This window comes from Agrobacterium sp. MA01 (assembly GCF_009650195.1).
Classification (GTDB): Bacteria; Pseudomonadota; Alphaproteobacteria; order Rhizobiales; family Rhizobiaceae; genus Allorhizobium.
Genome location: NZ_CP045854.1, coordinates 689594 through 713837 on the forward strand (window position 1 = coordinate 689594; position 24244 = coordinate 713837).

Genomic DNA, 24244 nt, shown 5'->3' on the forward strand with positions numbered 1-24244 from the left:
CCTGAAAGCCGGTTTAGCTGTTAACAGTGAGTTCTGAAATCGATGCATGAGATCATTCGCAGCAACGACGTCGTCCTGCTCTCCTTTGCCGAAAGCCTGATGCGCGACGCCGGGATCGCTTCGATGATCGCAGACCAGTCCATGAGCATCCTCGAGGGTTCGCTCGGCATGCTGCAGCGCCGCCTGTTGGTCGATTCGGACTGTGTCGACCAGGCCCGCCGCATCCTGACCGATGCCGGCCTTGGGGCAGAACTGCGCGACCGCGAAGCGTGAGGGCGCGATGGTCACAAGACTAGAGCCCCTCGTCGACAAGCCCTTGGCCGAAACGGTCGACGCCTTTCATCGTGGCCGCTTTCATCTCGTGCAGCCGGTTGGACGCGGCCATCGCGCCGGCATGGATGCCATGCTGCTCGCCTCTCTCGTTGTGGACGATCGCCCGATCCGGGTTGCCGATCTCGGTGCTGGAGCAGGAGCCGCCGGTCTGGCCGTTGCCACCCGCCTTCCCGATGCTGCCGTCGTGCTTGTCGAGCGCTCGAGCGATATGGCCGCCTTTGCCCGCAAGAGCCTCGCACTGCCGGAAAACGCTAAGTTCGCGCAGCGCGCCGAGGTTATCGAGGCCGATGTCACCTTGACCGGCAAGGCGCGCTTCGCAGCGGGCCTCCCTGACGACAGCTTCCACCACGTCATCATGAACCCGCCCTTCAACGATCCCGGCGACCGCAAGACGCCGGATGCCCTGAAGGCGGAAGCCCATGCGATGACAGAGAACCTGTTCGAGAGCTGGATCCGCACGGCAGGCGCGATCGTGATGCCCGGCGGTCAACTCTCCCTGATTGCCAGACCACAGTCGATCGCCGAGATCATCGCCGCTTGCGGCAGGCGCTTCGGCGGCCTGGAGATCACGGCGATCCACCCAAGACCCGGCGAAAACGCAACCCGCATCCTGGTTACCGCAATCAAGGGGTCACGGGCGAAGCTACAGCTGCGCGCGCCGCTCCTGATGCACGACAAGCCCGACAGTCACGCCTTCGCCGCCTTGGTTGACGACCTGAACAACGGCCGCGTGGGCTATCGGCGCCTGCGTTGAAAACACTGATTTTTTAGCAGAACCATTGTGTTCGCTCTCCGGCTCCTTACATCTCCGCTCAGAGTGATGATCCTGAGGAGTTGAAACGCGACCATGGCAGACTTTCTGAAACGGCTGGTTCCCAAGCGCTTCCAGAAAAAGGGCGTCGTCATTCCGGTCGTCAGGCTGCACGGACCGATCATGAGCGGCGGCTCGCGCTTTCGCCCTGCCTTGAACCTCTCCTCGGTTGCCGGCCAGCTGGAAAAGGCATTCGGCATGAAGGATAGCCCCGCCGTGGCCCTGTCGATCAACTCGCCGGGCGGTTCCCCCGTCCAGTCGCGGATGATCTATGATCGCATCCGGGCGCTGGCCGAAGAAAAGAACAAGCGTGTGCTCGTCTTCGTCGAGGATGTCGCAGCCTCCGGCGGCTACATGATCGCGATCGCCGGCGACGAGATCATCGCCGATGCGACCTCGATTGTCGGCTCGATCGGTGTCGTCTCTGGCGGTTTCGGCTTCCCCGAACTCCTGAAGAAGATCGGCGTTGAACGCCGTGTCTACACGGCGGGTGAGAACAAGGTGATCCTCGATCCTTTCCAGCCGGAGAAGGAAAGCGACATCGAATACCTGAAGACCCTGCAGCTTGAGATCCACGAAATCTTCATCGACATGGTCAAGGCGCGCCGCAGCACGGTGCTTGCAGACGATCCGGCAATCTTCTCCGGCTTGTTCTGGACGGGCCGCAAAGGCCTGGAACTCGGCCTCGTCGATCGCCTCGGCGGCCTGCGTGAAGAAATCAAGACCCGCTACGGCAAGGATGCGCGCCTCGAACTGATCGGTGCCCATAAGGGCCTTTTCGGCCGCCGCGCGGCAGGTATCGGTGCTTTTGCTGCGCCTGACCAGATCGCGGTTCAGGCAGTCGCCGGCCTTGCCGAGACGCTCGAAGAAAAGGCACTATGGGGTCGCTACGGTCTTTGACCGGAATGACGAAGAAGGGCTTAACGGCGAGGGGACATGGCGCAGCTGATATTTCTGACGATCCTGGTGGGGGGCGCCTGGCTGCTCTATCGCCGCTTCGTCGCGGATGCGGAGAAACTGGTGGCAAAATCGCGTGCTGAGGAAAAAGAACGCGAGAACCAGGCGATCGGGACGCTCATTCAGGATCCGGAAACGGGGGAGTATCGCCCTCGCCGCGAGGATGATGACTAATCGGCATGCCGTGGCTTGAGTACGGCACGTCGAGACGATACCTAAGGAAACAAGCGGCGTTCCGGGCGTTTTGAGCCCCACTTCGCGTATCGCCCAGTCCCGGAGTCCCATGAGCCAGACAATGCATTTTCTCGGTATGCCGGGACAGGTGGCAGACGAAATCAGTGCATTCGACTGGAGCAGCACATCACTTGGGGGGGCGGAATACTGGCCGCCCGCCTTGGTGACGACGCTTCGGCAGGTTCTCGCCACCCGCCAACCGACGTGTTTCTGGTGGGGAGACGATCTTCTCCAGTTCTACAACGAAGCCTATCTGCCGATGCTCGCCGGTCGGGAGAAAAGCGCGCTCGGTCAGCCGTTTCGGGAGTATTGGGCCGATGTCTGGGACGGCATCGAGCCTTTCGTGCTGCGTGCGCAGGCGGGCGAGGGCACTTGGATCGAGAACCTTCCCTTGCGAATTTTGCGCAACGGGATCATGCAGGACAGCTTCTGGACCTTCTCCTACAGTCCTCTCTACGACGACCAAGGAAAGATTGCTGGCCTCTTGAACGTTGTCACCGAGACCACGAGCGCGGTTTTAGACCGTCAGGCGCTTGAAGAGGCCTATCTCGAAGCGCAAAAGCACCTCGACGAGCGAGAACAGTATGAGGACGAACTCAAGCTGTTGAACCGCGAACTTGCGCACCGGATGAAGAATACGCTCGCCATGGTCCAGTCGATCGTCAGCCAGAGCCTGCGCGGCGCAACCTCGATCCCGGAAGCGGCTGCGACGATCGGCGGACGCATCCAGACGCTCGCCAAGGCGCAGGACGTGCTCACCGGGATGAGTGTCACCGCCGCCGAGATTACCGCAATCACGCGAACGGCTGTGGCGCCCCATATCGATGGCGACGATCGGATCTCGATCGTCGGGCCTGAGGTCTATCTCTCCGCCCAGCAGGCTCTTGGTCTATCGCTCGCGATCCACGAGCTTGCCACCAACGCCACAAAATACGGCGCCCTTTCGCGACCGGAAGGCCGCATCAGCGTCCGCTGGAGCAAGGGCGAGGACAACCGTTTCACCTTCGACTGGCAGGAAAGCGGCGGCCCGCCGGTGACGGAGCCGACCCGTCGCGGTTTCGGCTCGCGGCTCACTGAACGTGTCGTCTCCGATCTCTTCCAGGGGCAGGCCGCTATCCGCTTCGAGCCCACGGGCGTGTCCTTTTCCCTGATCGGCAAGCTGCACGATGCGGATGATCTCGACAACTGATCCATGCGGGCTTGCCAAGCCGAGAGCCGAGACGCTTGACCCTTCCGCCCGCTCATGGCACCAGACGGGCCGCAACCTGAGCCAACCCGATGGATAGCCCGATGACCACGCCCCTTGCCCCGCATATGGACCCCAAGCGCTCCTTTCAGGCGCTGATCCTGACGCTCCACGCCTACTGGGCGGACAAGGGATGCGCGGTGCTGCAGCCCTACGACATGGAAGTCGGCGCCGGCACCTTCCATCCGGCAACCACGCTGCGGGCGCTCGGACCGAAGCCCTGGCGCGCCGCTTACGTCCAGCCCTCGCGTCGCCCCTCGGACGGACGCTACGGCGAAAACCCGAACCGGTTGCAGCACTATTACCAGTATCAGGTCATCCTGAAGCCGAACCCGTCCAACCTCCAGGAGCTCTATCTCGGCTCGCTGAAGGCGATCGGCCTTGATCCGCTGCTGCATGACATTCGCTTTGTCGAAGACGACTGGGAAAGCCCGACGCTGGGTGCCTGGGGTCTCGGCTGGGAATGCTGGTGCGATGGCATGGAAGTCTCGCAGTTCACCTACTTCCAGGCTGTTTGCGGCATCGACTGCTCGCCGGTTGCAGGTGAACTCACCTATGGTCTCGAGCGCCTCGCCATGTATGTCCAGGGCGTCGACAACGTCTACGACCTGAACTTCAACGGCCGCGAAGGCGAAGAGAAGATCTCCTACGGCGACGTTTTCCTGCAGGCCGAGCAGGAGTATTCCCGCCACAACTTCGAATTCGCCAACACCGAAATGCTGCATCGCCATTTCATCGATGCCGAGAAGGAATGCCAGGCCCTGCTCGCGGCCGGCGCCCCCTCGGACTCGGAAAACCAGCGTCTGCACAAATGCGTCTTCCCGGCCTACGACCAGTGCATCAAGGCTTCCCACATCTTCAACCTGCTCGACGCCCGCGGCGTCATCTCGGTCACCGAACGCCAGGCCTACATTGGCCGCGTTCGCGCGCTGGCGAAAAGCTGCGGCGAGGCGTTCCTGCTGACGGATGCCGGTGGGGCGAATTTTGGCCGGGCTGCCTGAGCTTTCTAAAACTCCAGCCCCGCCGCCACGCGGTTCTCGATCCGGACGACCAGGCCGTGGATCTTCGCCATCAGCACGTCGAAGTCGATGGGCTTGGTAAGGTAGCTCTCGGCACCTGCGCCTAAGCCCTCGATCATCTTTTCCCGGTCGGCCAGTGCCGTGAGGAACAGAAAGGGCATGTTGGAGAATTGCGGGTGGTTGATCTGCAATTCGCCGAGCATGGAGATCCCGTCCATCTCCGGCATGGTGATGTCGGAAATCACGATGTCGGGGCGATGGGTGAGGATCTTGTCGAGCCCCTCCTTGCCGTTTTCCGCCTGCAGCACGCGAATTCCGGCATCCTCCAGTTCCTCGGCGATCAGTTCGCGGACGTCTCTTTCGTCTTCGACGCAAAGCACGGTGATCATGGCAGTTTTCCTTTCTGACCCTTGGTTCAGGCGGCGCTGACCTCCGGCGCCGGTTCGGCAGTGTCTTTGGCTGCAGGTCCCTGTACCGGCAACACAAGCGTGAAACAGGTGCCCTTGCCGCGTTCGCTTTCGACAAAGATGTCGCCGTCATGCAGGGTCACGATCTGCTTGACGAGCGACAGGCCGATCCCCGTGCCGGCAATGCCGGTCGAGGTGCGGGCGCGGAAATAGGGCTGGAAGAGTTTCGGCACATCCTCCGCGTCGATGCCGACGCCTTCGTCCTTGACTGAGAGAAAGACAAAGCCGTCTTCCTCCCAGCCGCGAATGGTGATGTCGGGCGCGCGCGGCGCATATTTGACGGCGTTGGACAGCAGGTTGGTCAGCACCTGGGAAATCCCCAGCGCATCGCATCGAATGACGGGCGGCAAAGCCTCGATTTCGGCGTCGAACCGGTGATGCTGGGATGAGAGCTTCTGCCGCTTGATGGCCTGCTCGATCAACTTGTGCAGAGAGCAGTCGACCAATGTCAGCTCGATCTTGCCGGTGTCCATGCGCCCGGCAGAAAGGAAGCTCTCCATCAGCACCACCATGCGGGCAACGGCCGATCGGATCTGCTGCGTCTTGTCCGCGAGAAAGCGCGTCTCCATCTCGCCTTTCTTGCGCTGGATGCGCTGCGCAGCACCGTCGATGATCGCGAGCGGCGTGCGGAATTCGTGGCTGGTCATCGCCACGAACTGCCGCTGCATCGCGTTGATGTTCTTCTCCTGCTGCAGTGCCTCTTCCAGCGCTGCTGCCTGGGCGGCGATTTCGGCGGTGCGCTGATGGACCGTTCTTTCGAGCGCGTCGCGGTGGCGGATGAGATCCTTTTCGGCCCGCTTGCGCAGCGTGATGTCGGAGTAACTCAACACATAGCCGCCATTCGACAGCGGCTCCGAGCGCACGGCCAGTACCTTGCCACTTTTGCGTTCGCGCTCAAAGCTGTAGGGCAGGCCGAGGGCTGCCTGCTCAATCCGCTCGCGCACCATGACTTCTGGGTCGCCATCGCCCCATTCTCCGCGGTTGGCATTGTAGCGGAGGATGTCTTCGAACTTGGAACCAGGCGGAAACATCTCCGGCGGAATGTTCATCAGGTCGTAGAGTCGCCGGTTTGCCATCAAGAGCCGCGAGCGATTGTCGAAGACGCCGATCCCGCCGGGAATGGCATCGAAGACCTGTTCCAGCAGCCCAAAGGCCTTGCGCTGGTCGGCAGTTGCGATTGCAACCTCGGCAAAGAGGTCGGAGGAGGGGCCGCGGATCCGCCAGACATGCACCTTGACCGGATAGACAGTCCCGTTCCGCCGCCGCTGGATCGCGTCGAAGGTGACGCTCTGGGCAGTGCCTTCGACGAGCGGCATGAGCTTGGCGCGATAATCGAGTTCGGAGATGCCCACCTTGAGCGAAGCAGGTGTCATGCCGGTCAGGGCTTCGCGCGCATAACCCGTCCGGACACTCGCCGTCGCATTCGTCCGGCTGATCGTGAAGCGCTGCGGCTCGAATATATAGATCTCGTCGGTCGAGAGCTCGACCATGTCGAGCAGGGAAGACGTGCAGCCATTGCGCTGCTGGATGATCGGCCCGATGTCCTGGGCGAGCAGCCGGAGTGCCGACAGGCTTTCCAGATTGATGGGCCTTTCGCTCCGGCTGAAGAAGACGCCGATGCCGAAATCCGGATTGCCGGGCAGGCTAATGGGTATCCAGTAGGGGTGGAGGTCTTCGCGCTCGGCGATACATTCGGGCATGCACACGCCCGGCGGCAGGTCGATCGGCAGGTCCAACTGGTCCGCCGTGTTGTGATGCAGCAGCCGTTGCCGGTCCTGTCCCGCGTCGCGCACATAGATCGCCGCCATCTCCGAAAGATCGAGTTGCGGTAGCGCAGTGATGATCGAAAGAATTTCCTTCAGCGTATCGCTGAGCCGTCGATCTGGGATCGCCGCCTTCAGAATTTCGCGGCTGGCGAGCAGGGCCCACGAGGGCAGAGTATTCCAGGTCATAGCTTGCATGCGACAGCTCCGCTGCAAAAACCTACCGAATGCTCACATTAGTGGTCTCGGATTAACAGAGCGGCTCCCGTATGTGTCGAATTTGAAGCAAACTTCCATGGCGTTTTCCGGCTCGCCGCCTCGGGCTTGCCGGAACTTCGATCATGACTTTCCCATATTGACCCGCTAACGTGCGGCCATATCAGCTGGGAGCCTGCCATTCATGTTTACGACACTGGCCATCATCGCCGCCATCGGCGCCTACCTCGTCTTCATCTACAACGGTCTGGTCAAGGCCCGGCAGATGGCGGAGGAAGCCTGGTCGGGCATTGATGTGCAGTTGAAGCGCCGGGCAGATCTCATCCCCAATCTGATCGAGACGGTGAAGGGGTATGCCGGCCATGAGAAGGAGACGCTGGAGAACGTCGTCGAATTGCGCAACAAGGCCCAGGCCGTGCCGGCGGGCGATGTCGCTGGCCGCGCCCAGGCCGAAGGCCTGCTCGGGGCGGCGCTGGGCCGGATCATCGCGCTGGCCGAAGCCTATCCGGATCTGAAGGCCAACGAGAACTTCCTCGAGCTGCAGCGTTCGCTCGAAACCGTTGAAGGCGAGATCCAGATGTCGCGCCGCTATTACAATGGCGCGGCCCGCGATCTGAACGTCAAGGTCGAGAGCTTCCCCAACAACCTCGTCGCCGGCCAGTTCGGCTTCTCGAAGAAACCCTATTTCGAGATTGCCAACGAGGCCGACCGTGCGGTACCGACGGTCAAGTTCTGACGTCCACTTCCAGCGGGTTCCGGAAAACTGTTCTAAGGTTTTCCAACCAGAACCCGCGACCGGTTAAACAGGCAAAGCATGCTTCTTTGCAGGCCTGCTGAAGACCATGCATAGAGACTGAGATCAATGACGACTGACAGTGTGACCATCCTTCCGCCCACCCATGCCCTCACCGGCAAGGTGAGCCCTCCGGGTTCGAAATCCATCACCAACCGTGCTTTGCTGCTCGCAGGCCTCGCCAAGGGGACGAGCCGCCTGACCGGCGCGCTGAAGAGCGACGACACCCGCTACATGGCCGAAGCGCTGCGTCAGATGGGCGTCACCGTCGAGGAGCCGGATGCGACCACCTTCGTCGTCACCAGCACGGGCGAGTTGAAGTCGCCTGCGGAACCACTTTTCCTGGGCAATGCCGGCACCGCCACTCGATTCCTCACCGCTGCCCTCGCGTTGGGCAAGGGCCGCTACGTTGTTGATGGCGACGAGCACATGCGCAAGCGGCCGATCAAGCCGCTGGTCGAGGCGCTGCAATCGCTCGGCGTTGCCATCGCCGCGCCCTCCGGTTGCCCGCCGGTCGCGATCGACGCCAATGGCGCTTTCAAGAGGAACCACGTGGTCATCGATGCCGGCCTTTCGAGCCAGTATGTCTCGGCCCTCCAGATGGCGGCGGCCTGCGGTTCGGAGCCGTTCACCATCGAGCTTGCCGGAGCCGATATCGGCGCCCGAGGCTACATCGACCTGACGATGTCGGCCATGCGCGCCTTCGGTGCCAAGGTGGAGCAGCCGACATCGGCCTCCTGGGTCATCCAGCCAACCGGCTATACCGCGACCGATTTCCACATCGAGCCGGATGCCTCTGCCGCCACCTATCTCTGGGGCGCGGAAGTCCTGACCAACGGCCAGATCGATATCGGCACGCCATCGGATGCCTTCACCCAGCCGGACGCCAAGGCCTATGACGTGATCGCGCAGTTCCCGAACATGCCGGCCGTGATCGATGGCAGTCAGATGCAGGATGCGATCCCGACGATTGCCGTGCTTGCGGCCTTCAACGAGACGCCCGTGCGCTTCGTTGGCATCGAGAACTTGCGGGTCAAGGAATGCGACCGCATCCGCGCCGTCTCCACTGGCCTCAACAACATCCGCGAGGGCCTGGCCAAGGAAGAGGGCGACGACCTCGTGGTCTTCTCGGACCCGTCGCTCGCAGGCCAGTCGCTGCCGGCTGACATCGATACCTTCGCCGATCACCGCATCGCCATGAGCTTTGCGCTGGCTGGCCTGAAGATCCGCGACATCACCATCCTCGACCCCGGCTGTGTCGCCAAGACCTATCCCGCCTACTGGGATGCGCTCGCCTCACTCGGCGTCGAACTCGTCAGGAACGATCCGAAATGACCTCACTGCTTCGCCTGTGCTCCGCCTTCCTTCTCCTCATCTGGATGGCATGCGGCGCGCAGGCTGAAGAGGTCATCCGCGACTACCACGCCGATATCGTGGTCCTGCCCGACGCTACGATCGAGGTGACGGAAACGATCACCGTCAATGCCGAGGGCAACGAGATCAGGCGCGGAATTTTCCGCGACTTCCCGCTTTATGCCCAGGATGCGCGGGGCTTTCGCCAGAAGGTCGATTTCGAGCTGATTTCGGTTGAACGGGACGGTCGGCCGGAAGCCAACCATACCGAAACCGTCTCCGGCGGCATCCGTATCTATACCGGCTCAGCCGACGTCTTCCTCCAGCCAGGCGAATACACCTACACCATAACCTACCGGACCGGCCGGCAGATCCGTTACTTCGACGATCACGACGAGCTCTATTGGAACGTGACAGGCTATGGCTGGCTCTTCCCGATCGATCGCGCGGGCGCGACCGTCACGCTTCCAGAGGGCGCCCTTCCGACAAGAACCACCGTCTACACCGGTCCATCGGGTTCCACCGCTCAGAACGCCCGTGAAATCCCGGGATCGAACGGTCTCGAATTCCAGACCACGCAGCCACTGAGCCCGAACGAAGGCCTGACCATCGTGCTCGCCTTCGACAAGGGCGTGGTGGCAGCGCCCTCGTCGGAAGACAGCACCTGGTGGTTCATCCGCGACAATCTCAACACGATCATCGGCTTCGGCGGCCTGGCCGTCATCTTCCTCTATTACCTGCGCTCCTGGGTCGCCGTCGGCCGCGATCCGCCAAAAGGTATCGCGGTCCCCCGCTGGGATCCGCCGGAAGGCATCTCTCCTGCGCTCGTTAATTACATCGATAACAAAGGCTTCTCAGGTGCCGGCTGGACAGCACTTTCCGCCGCAGCACTCAATCTCGCAGTTGCTGGCTATGTCGAGCTCGATGATCTCGACAGCAGCATCACAATCCGTCGGACGGGCAAGGCCATTACCGGCAAGCTGCAGTCCGGTGAGGCCGCTCTGATTGCGGAAATTCCGTCAAGTGGCGACACGCTCGTCATCGACAAGGCCAACGGCAAAAAGGTGCAATCGGTCGGCAACCGCTTCCGCCAGGCGATCGAAAAGGAACACCGCAACAAGTACTACAATGGCAATCCCGGCTACACTTCGCTCGGCATCGGCCTCTCGATTGCCGTGGTCGCAGCACTTTTCATTTTCGGAGACCTCGACGAGGACGTCTATGCGCTGATCTTCGTGCCGACCTTCTTCTCGGTGTTCTTCGGTACTTTCACCATCGGGCTGGTCAACTCGTTCAGGCGGGGCCGCTCTCTCTTCAGCAAGATCATCGCCGTCCTGGCGCTGGCCCTGATCGGCTTTGTTGCGCTCTCCACCATGAGCTTGATGCTGATCTCCATGTGGATGGACCTCGAATCCACCCACCAATTCCCGGTGCTCATCGCCTTCGGCGGCATCCTCCTGGTCAACCTGCTCTTCTTCTTCCTGATGGGCGCGCCGACGCCGCTCGGCCGCAAGCTGATGGACGGCATCGAGGGCCTGCGCATTTATCTGACATTGGCCGAAAAGGACCGGATGAACATGGCCGGCGCGCCGACGATGTCGCCCAGCCATTTCGAAAAGCTCCTGCCTTACGCGGTGGCCCTCGGCGTCGAAAAGCCCTGGTCGCGGACCTTCGAAACCTGGCTCGCAACCGCTGCCGCAGGCGCCGCGACCGCCGCCTACAGCCCCGGCTGGTACCACGGCAGCAATCCCGGCGGGTTCGGTGACCGCATCGGCGGCTTCTCGTCGTCCATGGCCTCGACCATCGCCTCCACCATCCCGACGCCACCGCCTTCCAGCTCCTCGTCCTCGTCAGGCTTCTCCGGCGGCTCCTCCGGCGGGGGCGGCGGCGGCGGTGGCGGGGGAGGGTGGTAGCCATCCACCTCCCCCTTGTGGGGGGAGGTCGCGCGTAACACGCGGGTGGGGGTGATCCCCTGGCCGCCGCCTGATCCACCCGCCATTTTGCGCCGATCCATGGATGACTTTTGTCGCAGGGCTTGCTAAGTCCGCCGCAGCCTCAAGCAACATCTCGAAAAGTCAGACCCGATGCCCGATCTCCTGCTCGAACTCCGCTCCGAAGAAATCCCCGCCCGCATGCAGCGCAAGGCGGCTGGCGATCTGAAGAAGATGGTCACCGATGCGCTTGTCGATGCGGGTCTCACCTATGAGGGTGCACGCGAATACTGGACGCCCCGGCGCCTGACGCTGGATATCCGTGGCCTAACCGCCCGTTCCGCCGACATCAAGGAAGAGAAGAAGGGCCCAAGCGTCTCGGCGCCTCAAGGAGCGATCGACGGCTTCCTGCGCGGCGCTGGCCTCACCTCGATCGACCAGGCCATCATCAAGACCGATCCGAAGAAGGGCGATTTCTACGTCGCCTACATGGAAAAGCCCGGTCGTGCGGCGGAAGAAATCATCGCCGATGTCATGCCCGGCATCATCAGAACCTTCCCCTGGCCGAAATCGATGCGCTCCGGTTTCGCCTCCATGCCCAAGGGATCCGGCTATGGCGGCATCGAGGGCAAGGGCATGGAAAGCCTGCGCTGGGTGCGCCCGCTGCAGTCGATCGTCTGCACCTTCGGCCCCGAGCATGACGAAGTGCAGGTCATCCCCTTCGAGATCGATGGCATCGTCGCCTCGAACATCACCTATGGCCACCGCTTCCATGCGCCCGACGCCATCACCGTCAAGCGCTTCGACGACTACGTCTCGAGCCTCGAACGCGCCAAGGTCATCCTCGATGCCGAGCGCCGCAAGGACATGATCCTGCATGACGCCCGCGACATCGCCTTTGCCAATGGCCTCGACCTGGTCGAGGACGAGGGCCTGCTGGAGGAAGTCTCCGGTCTCGTCGAATGGCCGCAGGTTCTGCTCGGCACGTTTGAAGAGGATTACCTCTCGATCCCGGCCGAGATCATCCGCCTGACGATCAAGACCAACCAGAAGTGTTTTGTCGTGCGCCCGCAGGGTGAGACGGACAAGCTCTCCAACCATTTCATCCTGATCTCTAACATCCAGGCCACCGACGGCGGCCGCGAGATCATGCATGGCAATGGCAAGGTCGTGCGCGCCCGCCTGTCGGATGCCCTGCATTTCTGGAAGCGCGACCAGGGCGACCTGCCGGACCTCGATACGCTGAAGGCCTCTGCCGCGAAGTTCGACCTGGATCTCAAGAAGCCGCTCGACCAGCGCATGGCCAAGCTCGATGCGCTGAACGTCACCTTCCACGCCAAGCTCGGCACGCAGGGTGAGCGCGTCGCGCGTATCCGCGAACTGGCGAAGGTGCTGGCTCCGATCGTGGGCGCCGATGCCGCCCTCGTCGACCGCGCCGTGGTGCTGGCGAAAGCCGACTTGCGCACCGAAGCCGTCGGCGAATTCCCCGAACTCCAGGGCGCGATGGGCCGCAAGTACGCGCTCCTGCAGGGTGAAGTCGCCTCTATCGCTGCCGCGATCGAAGATCACTGGAAGCCGAATGGCCCTTCCGACCGCCTGCCGGAAGACAAGGTCGGCCTGACGGTCGCGCTTGCCGACAAGCTGGATACGCTCGTCGGCTTCTGGGCCATCGACGAAAAGCCGACCGGTTCGAAGGATCCTTATGCGCTTCGCCGTGCAGCGCTGGGTGTGGTGCGCATGATCCTGGAGAAGGGTATCCGGCTGCCGATCGCATCGGTCGCCAAGGATGCCGACCTCCTCTCCTTCTTCCACGACCGCCTCAAGGTCTATCTGCGCGACCAAGGCGCCCGCCACGACATCATCGATGCCGTGCTGACGCCCGATGCCGACGACCTCCTGATGGTCGCTCGCAAGGCCGAAGCCCTTACCGCCTTCATCACCTCGGAAGACGGCCTGAATCTCTTGGCCGGCACCAAGCGCGCCACCCAGTTGCTGGCAGCCGAAGAGAAGAAGGGCACCGTCGTCGCCGATGGCGTCTCGGAAGCGCTGTTGAAGCTCGACGCGGAAAAGTCCCTCTTTGCCGCCATCCAGTCCGCCTCGAAATCGGCAGCCGAAGCCGTGGCATCGGAAGACTTCCGCTCCGCCATGCAGGCGCTCTCCACCCTGCGTGGCCCGGTAGACAAGTTCTTCGAGGATGTCCTGGTCAATGACGAGGACGCCGCCATCCGCGCCAACCGCCTGGCGCTCCTGAAGGCGATCCGCGAGGCGACAGCCACGGTCGCGGACTTCTCCAAGATCACAGGCTGATGATTTGAGACCCCGCTTCGGCGGGGTTTTTCATTTCCAGTGACCGTTTTCTGACCGCGATATCTTGTGTTATTCTTGACGCGAAGAAAGCCGGAGGCCACTCGCATGAACAAGCCCGTCCAGGTGACCATCGCTGAGCCCTTTGACAGCTTCATCGACGCCCAGCTCGAAAGCGGCCAGTTTAAGTCGGCGCAAGAGGTGGTCGAAGCCGGTCTGCAGCTTTTGAAGGAGGAGCAGGCCAGGGTCGAATGGCTGCGCAACGCGCTGATCGAGGGGGAAAACAGTGGGCCCTCCGTTTCTTTCGATCCAGAAGATCTCATGACTTCCGTTCGCGAAAGATGGAAAAGCCGTGGCTGAGATCCGGCTCAGTCCGGCCGCACGCCAGGATTTTCTCGAAATCGGTGACTACACGCGGGATCGATGGTCTGAGGCTCAAGCCGAGCGATACCTCAGGCAGATCCTTGCGATGATCGGGGAAATCGGAGTCCATCCGTTTTCAGGCAGCGAGGTACCTTCATTGCGGTCTGGTTACCGCCGCAGTCGTTGCGGCTCACATCTGATCTTCTACGTCATTCTGGAGGATAGCATGGTGGAAGTTGTGCGCATCATTCACGAGCGAGCCGACTATCTGGGTAAACTGGACGACTGACCTTGATGCCCCCCAAGATTCTCATAAGCGCCTGCCTGCTCGGGCGCCCTGTCCGTTACGACGGCAAGGGCAAGCCCCTCCACGATCCCCTGATTGAGCGTTGGAAGACCGAGGGCCGGCTCGTCGGTTACTGCCCCGAACAGGCCGGCGGCCTGCCGACGCCACGTCCACCCGCTGAAATCGAAGGCGGCAAAAACGGTGACGATGTCCTTGCCGGTCGGGCCCGGGTGTTGGAAGTGACAGGCGGCGACGTCACTGCGGAATTTATCGAGGGTGGCCGCAAGGCCGTCGCCTTTGCCCGGGAGCAGGGCTGCGACGTAGCCCTTCTCATCGACGGCAGCCCATCCTGTGGATCCGGCTTCATCTATGACGGCTCGTTTTCCGGCACCCGCCATCCCGGTTTTGGCGTCACGGCAGCCCTGATGCGTCAGGCCGGCATCGACGTCTTCTCCGACCTGGAACTCGACAAGCTCGAAGCACACATCAAAAGCATCCGCTGAAACGAGAAAGGCCGCCGGATTGCTCCGGCGGCCTTGTGTTCATGGATGCGGTGTTCGCTCAGCTCGCCATGCGATACTGCGGCTGGCCAGCACCAGCCTGGCTGGTCTTGAAGCTGCGGATCAGGTCCAGCAGGTCGCCGGTATCGTTGGCGAGAACCTCGGCCGAGGCCGTGGTTTCCTCGGCCATCGCCGCATTCTGCTGGGTTGCCGTATCGAGCTGGTTGACTGCGGACGAGATCGACCGAAGCGTCGTGTCCTGCTCCTGGGCGCTGTGCGAGATCTTCGAGACGATGTCGTTGGCGCTGGCGATCTGGTCGGAAATGCGCTTCAGCGCTTCGCCGGTCTGGCCGACCAGCTGCACGCCCTGTTCGACCTGAGCCGACGAGCGGGCGATCTGGTCCTTGATCTCCTTGGCGGCAGCCGCGGAGCGCTGGGCAAGCTCGCGAACTTCCTGCGCAACGACGGCGAAGCCCTTGCCGCTTTCGCCCGCACGGGCCGCCTCGACACCGGCGTTCAGTGCAAGCAGGTTGGTCTGGAAAGCGATTTCGTCGATCACGCCGATGATCTTGGTGATCTCGGCGGAAGACTGCTCGATGCCGCTCATGGCGTTGATCGCCTTGGTAACGATCTCGTCGCTCTGGCGGGCCTCGTCGCTGACCGTGCCGACGCGATTGGCGGCTTCCCGTGCGCCATCCGCCGTCTGGCGAACTGCGACGGTGAGCTCGTCGAGGGCGGCAGACGTCTCCTCGAGATTGGCGGCCTGACGTTCGGTGCGGGTGGCAAGCTCACCCGAGGCCCGACGGATCTCTTCCTTCGATACGGCAATATCGTTGCCCTTGAGGTTGACGCGGGCCATGGCCTCTTCGAGACGGGCAAGCGCATCGTTGAAGTTGTCACGGAGTGCCGCATATTTCGGGCCCAGATCGGCGCAACGCACCGTCAGGTCGCCATGGGCGAGCTGTTCCAGCGACTGGCCGATGGTCGAAACGACATGCGCCTGCTGGCGAGCTTCAGCAAGCTGCGCTTCTGCATTCTGGCTGCGTTCGCTGTCGAGTTCGCGTTTCTGCTCTTCCTGGCGGGCGGCGAGCGCATGGCGCTCGCGCACCTTGTCCTGCAGGCTCTTCGTGGCGGTCGCCATCATGCCGATCTCGTTGCTGAGGTCGGTATGCGGGATGGCAATGTTGACATTCTCGTCGGCCACGGCTTCCAGCGCGTCATGGATCGCCTTGAGCGGGGTGGTGATGTTGCGGATGACGAAATAGGCCGCGATCAGAGCAAGGAAGAATATCCCGGCGGACATGCCGACCGTCTTCATGATGCTGGACCGGATCTCGGCCTTCAGGTCGTCGGTATAGAGGCCCGTGACAACGACGAGGTTCCAGGGCTCGAACGCCTTGCCGTAAGCGGCCTTCGGGAAGCTGTAATCGTTCGGATCCTGGCCCGGCTTGGGACCGATGAACTCTACGAAACCGCCGCCGGCGCGACCGAGCTTGACCAGTTCGTCGCGGTAGAGGAAGCCGTTGGGGTCGCCCTTGCCCTTGCCGGAATTGCCGATCAGTTTGGTATTGGGATGAAAGACCATCACGACGTCGTAGTCATAGGCGAAGAAATAGCCGTCCGGCTCGAAGCGCATCTTTCCAACCTGCCCGTAAGCGAGCTTCTGGGCCTCCTCGACGGAGAACTCGCCAGCCGCGGCGCGGTCGTTGTAGTCCTTCATGACCGAGAGCGCCGATTCCACCTGTGTTCTCAGAAGTTCATAGCGCTGCTGGTAGATGGTCTCGGTGGAGGAACGGACCTGCAGATAAGTGGCGGCGGCAAAAGCCGCCATCAGGCCACCGATCAGCAAGATCAGCTGGAAGGAAATCCGGAGGTTTTTCATGGGCGAGGGAGCTTTCGTCTGTCGTGCGGTTCGGGCGCCAGGGAGGTGGAACAGTCGAACGGATCGGCACGTCATGTCCCGAGGATTTGCAAGACAGCCTCGCCTTTAAAGATTTAAATGAATTTAAGCGTCCACAGATGCGGCGATATGAAAAAATACCGATGATATATGGGGGAGTGGCTCACGGCATAACGCCCGGACTGGGCCGGGCGTTATGTCCGTGTCGACCACGAGAGACCGCCGCGCCCGGATCGTTAGGCGGGCGGATGGGGGGATTAGTTTAGACGCAGGTCGAAGCCTGCCAGCGCCGGTGCCTTGTCGGCCTCGACCGGCGCATCGACGGCGGCGGTCGTTGCGCCATGGTCGATTTCGTTAACTGCGGGCAGGCCGCCTGCGACGATGGTCGAGCCGTCGGTGGCCCAGCCTGTCGCGGATGTGTAGACCACGACGGGCGAGCCGCCGAGCCAGCTCTCCACCCGCTTCAGCTTCTTTTCGCCATCTACATCGACCACTTCCGCGGTCTGGCTGCCGCTTGGAACGGTGGGGACCTGATAATCTGTCCGTCCGACCCGCGCAGCGGGCGGCGGGCAATGGGCACAATCGATCGCAAGAATGCTCGGTTGGGCAGCTGCAAGCCCCGTCACGGTCGAGATCGAACCGGCCTGAGCCGGCATGGCAAGCGCCGAGACGGCAAGCATCATGGATGTCGAAACGATGAAACGCATCACGTTATTCCCCGATTGTTGGGATGAACATTAGCGATCGTTTCTTTCGATCCGGTCAGGAGCTTTGGTAAAATTTGAACGAATGATCGATTTCATGCTCCCGGCGGTGGGAGAGCGCTTGCCCGTCAGGCCTTTTCGCGATCGATCGCCCGCCAGCCGATGTCGCGGCGGCAGAAGCCGTTCTCCCATTTTACGGCATCAACCAGGCCATAGGCCGCAGCCTGAGCCTCGGCTACACTCGTGCCGCGGGCCGTGGCGTTGAGCACACGTCCACCCGTTGCCACCAGCTGGCCGTCTTTGATCGCCGTTCCCGCATGAAAGACCTTGGCACCATCGCGCGCCTCAGGAAGCGAGGCAATCGGCGTCGCCTTGTCATAAGCACCCGGATAGCCTTTGGACGCCAGCACCACGGTCAGTGCCGGGTCCTCGCTCCACTCGGCCGTCACTTGATCCAGCGTGCCGGTGGCCGAGGCATGGAGGATGGCCAAAAGATCGCTCTTCAGCCGCATCATCAGCACCTGGCATTCCGGATCGCCAAAGCGGACATTGTATTCGATCAGTTCGGGACCCTTCTCGGTGATCATCAGCCCGGCGAAGAACACGCCCTGGAAGGGGTGGCCCATCTCGGCCATGCCGCGCATCGTCGGCTCGATGATCTCCTTCATCGTCCGTTCGACCATCTCAGGTGTCATCACAGGTGCCGGCGAATAGGCGCCCATGCCGCCGGTATTCGGCCCGGTATCGCCGTCGCCGACGCGCTTGTGGTCCTGGGCGGTCGCAAGCGGCAGCAGCGACTTGCCGTCGGAGAGGCAGAAGAAGCTCGCTTCTTCGCCGTCGAGGAAGGCTTCGACCACGACTTCGGCACCGGCAGCCCCAAAGGCACCTTCGAAGCAGTCGTCGATGGCTGCGAGCGCCTCATCCAGCGTCATGGCAACCGTCACGCCCTTGCCGGCGGCCAGGCCATCGGCCTTGATGACGATCGGCGCGCCCTGTTCGCGCACATAGGCCTTGGCCTTCGGCGCATTGTTGAAACGCTGATAGGCGCCGGTTGGAATGTTGAACCGGGCGCAGACGTCCTTGGTGAAGCCCTTGGAGCCCTCGAGCTGGGCGGCGGCCGCAGACGGTCCGAAGACGGCAATGCCCGCCTCGCGCAGCCGGTCGGCGATGCCAGCCACCAGCGGTGCTTCCGGGCCGACGACGACGAAGTCGATCGCCTTGTCCTTGCAGAACTGCACGACCGCGCTGTGATCCTCCGTGTCGAGCGCAACAAGCTCGGCCTCTTCGGCGATCCCCGGATTGCCGGGGGCGGCATAAAGCTTCGTCAAAAGCGGCGACTGGGCAATCATCCAGGCCAGCGCATGTTCGCGTCCACCCGACCCGATCAACAAAACCTTCATCGCCAGCCTCCAGTGCCACAAGGGAATGCCCGGCGGTTAAGGGGGAAGGGGAGAAAGGTCAAGCCGAATTGACCTTGGATGGCCCTGCTTTCCTGTGAAGTGGGGCGCATGCCCGTTGCCTTGCCGCATTCGCCCGCTATGGTCCGCACCCTGAATGAATGAATGGAACACCCATGGCCGACGACATCAGATCCATTGCCGCCCTCATCGCCACCGAGATCAATGCCCGTCCCGATCAGGTAACGGCCGCCGTCGGTCTGCTGGATGAGGGGGCCACGGTCCCCTTCATCGCCCGCTACCGCAAGGAAGTGACCGGCGGCCTGGATGACACTCAGCTGCGCAACCTCGCCGAACGGCTGATCTACCTGCGCGAGCTTGCCGCCCGCCGCAAATCGATCTTCGAGAGCATCGACGGCCAGGGCAAGATGACCGACGAGCTCGCCCGCAAGATCGCCCAGGTTACCACCAAGGCCGAGCTCGAAGACCTCTATCTGCCCTACAAGCCGAAGCGCCGCACCCGCGCCGAGATCGCCCGGGAAAAGGGGCTGCAGCCGCTGGCCGATGCGATCCTCGCCGACCGGACGAGCGATCCCCAGAAGCTGGCAGCCGGTTACATCACCGAGGACGTTGCGGACGTGAAGGCAGCGCTCGAAGGCGCCCGCGACATCATCGCCGAGCAGATCTCCGAAAACGCCGATCTCATCGGCCGCCTGCGCAACGACATGAAGGATCGCGCGATCCTCTATTCCAAGCTCGTCGATGGCAAGGCCGAGGCGGGTGCGAAATTCTCGGACTATTTCGACCATTTCGAACGCTGGGCAACCGTCCCCGGCCATCGGGCGCTCGCCATGCTGCGCGGCTGGAACGAGGAATTTCTGTCGCTCGCAATCGAAGTCGACCGCGACGACACATCCCCGATCAAGACCAGCCAGCGCATGATCGCTAGCGCCTATCAGGTCGCGGCCAAGGGCCCCGCCGACCAATGGCTTCTGGAGGTCGCCGGCTGGACCTGGCGGGTGAAGCTCTCCGTATCGCTGTCGCTCGACCTGATGCGCGACCTGCGCGAACGCTCCGAGGAAGAGGCAATCCATGTCTTTGCCCGTAACCTGAAAGACCTGCTGCTTGCCGCCCCCGCCGGTTCCCGTCCGACTATGGGCCTTGATCCGGGCATCCGCACCGGCGTGAAGGTCGCCGTCATTGACGGCACCGGCAAGGTGGTCGAGACGACCACCGTCTATCCTTTCCAGCCGCGCAACGACATCCGCGGCAGCCAGACCGAACTCGCCAGCCTCATCCGCAAGCACAATGTCGAGCTGATCTCGATCGGCAACGGCACCGGCAGCCGCGAGACGGAAAAGCTGGTGGCCGATATGCTCGCCCAGTTCCCCGCGACCGCCCCGAAGCCGACAAAGGTCATCGTGTCTGAAGCCGGCGCCTCCGTCTATTCAGCCTCGGAAACGGCGGCAAAGGAATTCCCCAATCTCGACGTCTCCCTGCGCGGCGCCGTCTCGATTGCGCGGCGTCTGCAGGACCCGCTGGCCGAACTCGTCAAGATCGAGCCAAAATCGATCGGCGTCGGCCAGTACCAGCATGACGTGGACCAGGGTCGCCTCGGCCGCTCGCTGGATGCCGTCGTTGAAGACGCGGTGAATGCCGTCGGCGTCGACGTGAACACGGCGTCCGCCCCGTTGCTCGCCCGCGTCTCGGGCCTCGGCAAGACGACGGCGGAGGCCATCGTTGCCCATCGCGACGAGACCGGCCCCTTCGCCAGCCGCAAGGATCTCCTGAAAGTGCCGCGCCTCGGCGCCCGCACATTCGAGCAATGCGCCGGCTTCCTGCGTATTCCGAACGGCAAGGAGCCGCTCGATGCGTCCTCCGTCCACCCGGAAGCTTACGGCGTGGCGAAGAAGATCGTCGCCGCCTGTGGCCGCGACCTGCGCTCGCTGATGGGCGACAGCGCGACGCTGAAGAGCCTCGATCCGAAGCGCTTTATCGACGAGCAGTTCGGTCTGCCGACGGTCAAGGACATCATTGCCGAATTGGAAAAGCCGGGTCGCGACCCGCGTCCAAGCTTCAAGACCGCCACCTTTGCCGAGGGCGTTGATGAAATTACCGATCTCAAGGTCGGCATGACGCTGGAAGGAACCGTGACCAATGTCGCCGCCTTCGGCGCCTTCGTCGATATCGGTGTGCATCAGGATGGACTGGTCCACGTTTCGCAGCTTGCCGATCGCTTCGTCAAGGATCCGCATGAGGTGGTGAAGGCCGGCGATGTCGTGAAGGTCCGCGTCGTCGAAGTCGACGTCAAGCGCAAGCGCATTGCCCTCACCATGCGGAAAGACGGCGGCGAGGCGCAACAGCCCTCGATGCGCGGCGATGCGCGTGGCAATGCCAGCGCCATGAAACATTCCAACGCTCGCCCGCCGAAGCCGGAACAGCCTGCGATGGGTGGCCTGGGGGCGGCACTCGCCGAAGCCATGCGCAAGAAATAGCAAAAAGAAACAGGCCGGAGCTTATCACTCCGGCCTGCCCATCGCCCCTCGAAAGCTACCGCTCAATGAGCGGCTGCACAGTCCTGGCAGAATGGCGTATGCGGCACGGCTTTCAGCCGCTCGATCGAAATCGGCTCGCCGCATGTCACGCATTGACCATACCGCCCCTTGGCAATTCGGTCCAGAGCGGCATCGATCGCTCGCAATTCCTCCTCGCCGACCTGGCCGAATTCCTCCAGCACTTCGTCGTTCTCCGCCTCGGTCGCGCGTTCGGTGCTGTCGGCACTCTTCAGGGTGCCGAGATCGGTGTCGATCTTCTTCAGTCGCCGCTCGATCTCGTCCTTGCGGGCAAGCAGGATGCGTTCGAAATGGGCCGTGTCCATGGCTTGTACGGGGTTCTCCATCATGACCTCACCGATCGACCAGCACGGAGATCTTCGAGTGGCGCACCACCCGGTCTGCCGTGGCGCCGATGAAATAGTTCGAGAAGTCGGGCACATGCGAACCGACGATGATCAGGTCCGCCTTGTGCTCCTCGGCTGTCGCCAGAATCTCGCGGGCTGGGGCGCCGGAGCGGATCTCGATATGGGCGCTGACCCCTGTCGTTTCCTTGAGCGTGACGAGCTTGGCCTTGGCGTCGTTGATCGCGCCCTCGATGAGGTCGACCGGAACGTCGATCGCCAGGTAGCCGGGGATGTCCTCGATGATGGTCAGAAGCACGATCTCGCCGCCTGCGTCGAGCAGGGACTTTGCCTTGGTCAGGATCGTCTCGCCGACCGCAATGGCTGCCGGATCGACCGGAACGATGATCTTCTTGTACATCTTGCTCTCCTTTGTCACCCACCGGGTGTTTCCTCTTTATGAGGGCAGAATGCGTCCGTTGGTGCTGCGCCGCATTGATCAGGATCAACTTTGAGGCGTGTCGGGTCGTCAATCTTTATCGAACGATGTTTCGAAGAAATGTCGTCTTTTGTGAACGACGGTTTTATCCCATATCTGGGTCCAGAGGTCGCTTTCGGCCGCAGGAGAACCGTGATGACATCCGCCCATGCAGAAACCGCATCCTTTGCCCTAAGCCGCCCCGTGCATGTCGGCCGCGCCCATCTCGTCGTGCGTGATCTGGAGATGATGGCCGGCTTCTACGAGAAGGCCCTCGGGCTGAAGCGCTTGGCGCATGGACCGAGTGGTGTCGAGCTCGGCGCCGGTGATCGCGTTCTCCTGACCCTGACGACGCGCGGCGATGCAGCCGCTGCACCCCGCAATGCAGCCGGTCTCTTTCACAACGCCTTCCTCATGCCCGATCGCGCCGAGCTCGCCCACTGGCTGGCGCACGCTGCCAATCTCGGCCTCCAGTTCGAAGGTGCCAGCGACCACCTTGTGAGCGAGGCGATCTACCTCTCCGACCCGGAAGGCAACGGCATCGAGGTCTACCGGGACCGCAAGCCGGAGGAATGGACCTATCATCCTGATGGGACCGTCGAGATGGACACGCGCCGGCTTGATCTGCAGGCGCTCTATGACGGTGCTCCGAAGACCCCGTGGGCCGGCATCTCGCCGGACGCGGCTCTTGGACATATTCATCTCCAGGTCGGCGACGTGCCTGAAGCGGACCGTTTCTACGAAGGCGTGCTTGGTCTGAAGAAGATGGCGAGCTATCCGGGAGCGAGCTTCTATGCCTCCGGCAGCTACCATCATCATGTGGCCGCCAACATCTGGAACAGCCGCAAGGCGCCAGCTCGCACAGGGGCAATGACCGGGCTCCAGGACTACGAACTCGCCTTCAACGATCACTCTGTTCTGACCGACGTGCTGACCACTCTGGAAAGCCTGGAAATCAAGGTGGAGCGGACCCCGCGCGGCTTCAGTCTCGCAGATCCATGGGGCATCGGTCTGACGCTGGTCGCACCTCAGAGCTGATCTGCCGTATCCGAAACACTGACCGTGTTATTCCCGGTGGAACGGATGTTGTTCCCGCACGTTGAAGGACGTCGCGAGGGAACAACATCATGTCATCATCTATCAGCCGAGAGAAATGCCTGTCCGGGAGCGTCCGGTGAACGTGCAGGTCAGCCATCGCCATAGTCCCTCTCGCAAGGTCCGTTTCAAGAAGACGGGGCTCGACTATGTCGTGTCCTGGTCGGTCATTGGTCTTTTTCTGATCTTTGCGCTTGTCGCGCTGCATCTGGCTTCGTTCATCCTCATCCCGCTGACCATGGCGATCGTCGTCGGCCTCATCCTCGGAATTGCGGCCGACCGTCTCGGCAAGCTCGGCATGCCGCCCACTGTGACGGCCGTCATCTTGTCCGGCCTTTTCCTGGTCCTGCTACTCGTTCTGGTCAGCATCGTCTGGACGCCGATCAACATGTTGGTCGAAAATGGTCCGGACATGATCAATCGCACGATCGAATATCTTGAGGGTATTCCGTGGATGCAGCGGCCCCTGGCGATCCTGTCGCGCGGGCCGGATTCCATGGAAACAATGCTGGAGAATTCCGGCACCATTCTTTCGACCGTTGCAGCCGGCGTGACGCCAGCCCTTGTGCAGCTCTTCATCTTCATCGCCGGCCTGTTGCTTTTCCTGTCCTGTCGGTTGGCACTGCGTCGAGAACTGATCCGCGCCTTTTCCGACCGTGCGCGTCGTCTGAAGGCCATCCGCCTTTTCAACGAGGTCGAGGAAGCGCTCGGCTATTATTTTGCGACGGCGGTCGTCGTTTACGGTATCTTCGGTGCTGTCGCCGCAGTGGTCGCATGGATCGGCGGTCTGGGTACACCGGCGCTTTGGGGTGTGGCGGCCTTCCTGCTCAGCTTTATCCCGTTTCTCGGCATTGCCATGGTCACCATAGCCATGGCGATCGCCGGCTTGCTGGTGCATGAAAGCCTCTTTATCGGCCTCCTGCCGGCCTTTGTCTTCTTCCTTCTCGATGGTCTCCTGGAAAACCTGCTGATCCCGGCGGTAATGGGCAAGCGGCTGCAGATGAACGCCTTCATGCTCTTTGTCGCCATCGTCTTCTGGACCTGGTTATGGGGTGCCGTGGGCGCCATGCTCGCAGTCCCGCTGACCTTGATCTGCATGACGCTGTATGGCGGGATCGTGCCGCAGACCCGGATACAGCCCAATCTTCCTGGCTGAGGGACTGTCATTCACCCGTCATGGCCAGGGCCTATGCACCGC

The 24244-nt window shown here is 62.2% G+C and carries 23 protein-coding genes; 16 read left to right on the forward strand and 7 right to left on the reverse strand.

From position 1 onward, the window contains the following. Window positions 1–42: 42 nt before the first annotated feature. From GH983_RS03190 to GH983_RS03215, 6 genes are all read left to right on the forward strand, one after another. Window positions 43–273, forward strand: coding sequence for a DUF2007 domain-containing protein (locus GH983_RS03190; RefSeq protein ID WP_054148845.1), 231 nt, complete (start codon window positions 43–45; stop codon window positions 271–273). A gap of 7 nt (window positions 274–280) precedes the next feature. Continuing rightward, the gene (locus GH983_RS03195) at window positions 281–1087 is read left to right on the forward strand and encodes a tRNA1(Val) (adenine(37)-N6)-methyltransferase (protein WP_153761595.1); all 807 of its coding nucleotides are present in this window, start codon (window positions 281–283) and stop codon (window positions 1085–1087) included. A gap of 93 nt (window positions 1088–1180) precedes the next feature. Continuing rightward, window positions 1181–2044, forward strand: a complete 864-nt coding sequence (locus tag GH983_RS03200; protein WP_069042030.1) for a S49 family peptidase — start codon at window positions 1181–1183, stop codon at window positions 2042–2044. 36 nt (window positions 2045–2080) lie between these two features. Beyond that, a complete protein-coding gene (locus GH983_RS03205; protein WP_054148848.1) occupies window positions 2081–2275 on the forward strand; it encodes a hypothetical protein in 195 nt (64 codons plus the stop codon). A 109-nt stretch (window positions 2276–2384) separates the two neighbouring features. Further along, window positions 2385–3524 carry a sensor histidine kinase gene (locus GH983_RS03210; protein ID WP_153761596.1) on the forward strand — a complete coding sequence of 380 codons (1140 nt, stop codon included), beginning with the start codon at window positions 2385–2387 and terminating at the stop codon, window positions 3522–3524. Window positions 3525–3649: 125 nt separating this feature from the next. Beyond that, window positions 3650–4582 (forward strand): glycine--tRNA ligase subunit alpha, encoded by a 933-nt coding sequence (locus GH983_RS03215; protein ID WP_140829073.1) that lies wholly within the window; start codon window positions 3650–3652, stop codon window positions 4580–4582. A gap of 5 nt (window positions 4583–4587) precedes the next feature. Here GH983_RS03215 and GH983_RS03220 read toward each other — a convergent pair whose 3' ends face one another. Together GH983_RS03220 and GH983_RS03225 are read right to left on the reverse strand one after the other, a co-directional pair. Beyond that, window positions 4588–4989 (reverse strand): response regulator, encoded by a 402-nt coding sequence (locus GH983_RS03220; protein WP_054148851.1) that lies wholly within the window; start codon window positions 4987–4989, stop codon window positions 4588–4590. A gap of 26 nt (window positions 4990–5015) precedes the next feature. Then, window positions 5016–7028: a PAS-domain containing protein gene (locus GH983_RS03225; RefSeq protein ID WP_069042027.1), complete on the reverse strand. Its 2013-nt coding sequence runs from the start codon at window positions 7026–7028 to the stop codon at window positions 5016–5018. 202 nt (window positions 7029–7230) lie between these two features. Here GH983_RS03225 and GH983_RS03230 point away from each other — a divergent pair, with 202 nt between their 5' ends. From GH983_RS03230 to GH983_RS03260, 7 genes are all read left to right on the forward strand, one after another. Next, on the forward strand, window positions 7231–7782 hold the full coding sequence (locus tag GH983_RS03230) for a LemA family protein (RefSeq protein WP_054148853.1): 552 nt from the start codon (window positions 7231–7233) through the stop codon (window positions 7780–7782). A gap of 126 nt (window positions 7783–7908) precedes the next feature. After that, window positions 7909–9174, forward strand: coding sequence for a 3-phosphoshikimate 1-carboxyvinyltransferase (locus GH983_RS03235; RefSeq protein ID WP_153761597.1), 1266 nt, complete (start codon window positions 7909–7911; stop codon window positions 9172–9174). Then, on the forward strand, window positions 9171–11105 hold the full coding sequence (locus tag GH983_RS03240) for a DUF2207 domain-containing protein (protein WP_153761598.1): 1935 nt from the start codon (window positions 9171–9173) through the stop codon (window positions 11103–11105). The genes GH983_RS03235 and GH983_RS03240 overlap by 4 nt, the downstream gene beginning before the upstream one ends. 171 nt (window positions 11106–11276) lie before the next feature. Then, a complete protein-coding gene (glyS, locus tag GH983_RS03245) occupies window positions 11277–13430 on the forward strand; it encodes a glycine--tRNA ligase subunit beta (RefSeq protein WP_153761599.1) in 2154 nt (717 codons plus the stop codon). A 105-nt stretch (window positions 13431–13535) separates the two neighbouring features. Next, entirely contained in the window at window positions 13536–13787 is a 252-nt protein-coding gene (locus GH983_RS03250; protein ID WP_054148857.1) for a type II toxin-antitoxin system ParD family antitoxin, read from the forward strand. Continuing rightward, on the forward strand, window positions 13780–14079 hold the full coding sequence (locus GH983_RS03255) for a type II toxin-antitoxin system RelE/ParE family toxin (protein WP_153761600.1): 300 nt from the start codon (window positions 13780–13782) through the stop codon (window positions 14077–14079). Before GH983_RS03250 ends, GH983_RS03255 begins: the two co-directional genes overlap by 8 nt. Next, entirely contained in the window at window positions 14076–14579 is a 504-nt protein-coding gene (locus GH983_RS03260; protein ID WP_153761601.1) for a DUF523 domain-containing protein, read from the forward strand. Before GH983_RS03255 ends, GH983_RS03260 begins: the two co-directional genes overlap by 4 nt. 58 nt (window positions 14580–14637) lie before the next feature. Here the strand turns inward: GH983_RS03260 and GH983_RS03265 are convergent, their stop codons facing one another. From GH983_RS03265 to purD, 3 genes are all read right to left on the reverse strand, one after another. After that, on the reverse strand, window positions 14638–16458 hold the full coding sequence (locus GH983_RS03265) for a methyl-accepting chemotaxis protein (RefSeq protein WP_153761602.1): 1821 nt from the start codon (window positions 16456–16458) through the stop codon (window positions 14638–14640). Between the two features lie 275 nt (window positions 16459–16733). Further along, window positions 16734–17183 carry a plant virulence effector HPE1-like domain-containing protein gene (locus GH983_RS03270; RefSeq protein WP_153761603.1) on the reverse strand — a complete coding sequence of 150 codons (450 nt, stop codon included), beginning with the start codon at window positions 17181–17183 and terminating at the stop codon, window positions 16734–16736. A gap of 125 nt (window positions 17184–17308) precedes the next feature. Beyond that, entirely contained in the window at window positions 17309–18580 is a 1272-nt protein-coding gene (purD, locus tag GH983_RS03275; protein WP_153761604.1) for a phosphoribosylamine--glycine ligase, read from the reverse strand. A 173-nt stretch (window positions 18581–18753) separates the two neighbouring features. On the opposite strand from purD, the gene GH983_RS03280 reads away from it, so the two are divergent. Next, window positions 18754–21072 (forward strand): Tex family protein, encoded by a 2319-nt coding sequence (locus GH983_RS03280; RefSeq protein ID WP_153761605.1) that lies wholly within the window; start codon window positions 18754–18756, stop codon window positions 21070–21072. Between the two features lie 62 nt (window positions 21073–21134). Here GH983_RS03280 and GH983_RS03285 read toward each other — a convergent pair whose 3' ends face one another. Both GH983_RS03285 and GH983_RS03290 read right to left on the reverse strand, forming a co-directional pair. Next, window positions 21135–21455 carry a TraR/DksA family transcriptional regulator gene (locus tag GH983_RS03285; RefSeq protein ID WP_054148864.1) on the reverse strand — a complete coding sequence of 107 codons (321 nt, stop codon included), beginning with the start codon at window positions 21453–21455 and terminating at the stop codon, window positions 21135–21137. Between the two features lie 28 nt (window positions 21456–21483). Then, entirely contained in the window at window positions 21484–21894 is a 411-nt protein-coding gene (locus GH983_RS03290; protein WP_054148865.1) for a universal stress protein, read from the reverse strand. Between the two features lie 213 nt (window positions 21895–22107). Between GH983_RS03290 and GH983_RS03295 the strand changes: the two genes are divergently transcribed. Together GH983_RS03295 and GH983_RS03300 are read left to right on the forward strand one after the other, a co-directional pair. After that, complete coding sequence (locus tag GH983_RS03295) at window positions 22108–22989, forward strand: VOC family protein (protein ID WP_153761606.1); 882 nt, start codon at window positions 22108–22110, stop codon at window positions 22987–22989. 136 nt (window positions 22990–23125) lie between these two features. Continuing rightward, window positions 23126–24202, forward strand: coding sequence for an AI-2E family transporter (locus tag GH983_RS03300; RefSeq protein ID WP_153761607.1), 1077 nt, complete (start codon window positions 23126–23128; stop codon window positions 24200–24202). The last annotated feature ends 42 nt before the right edge of the window (window positions 24203–24244 follow it).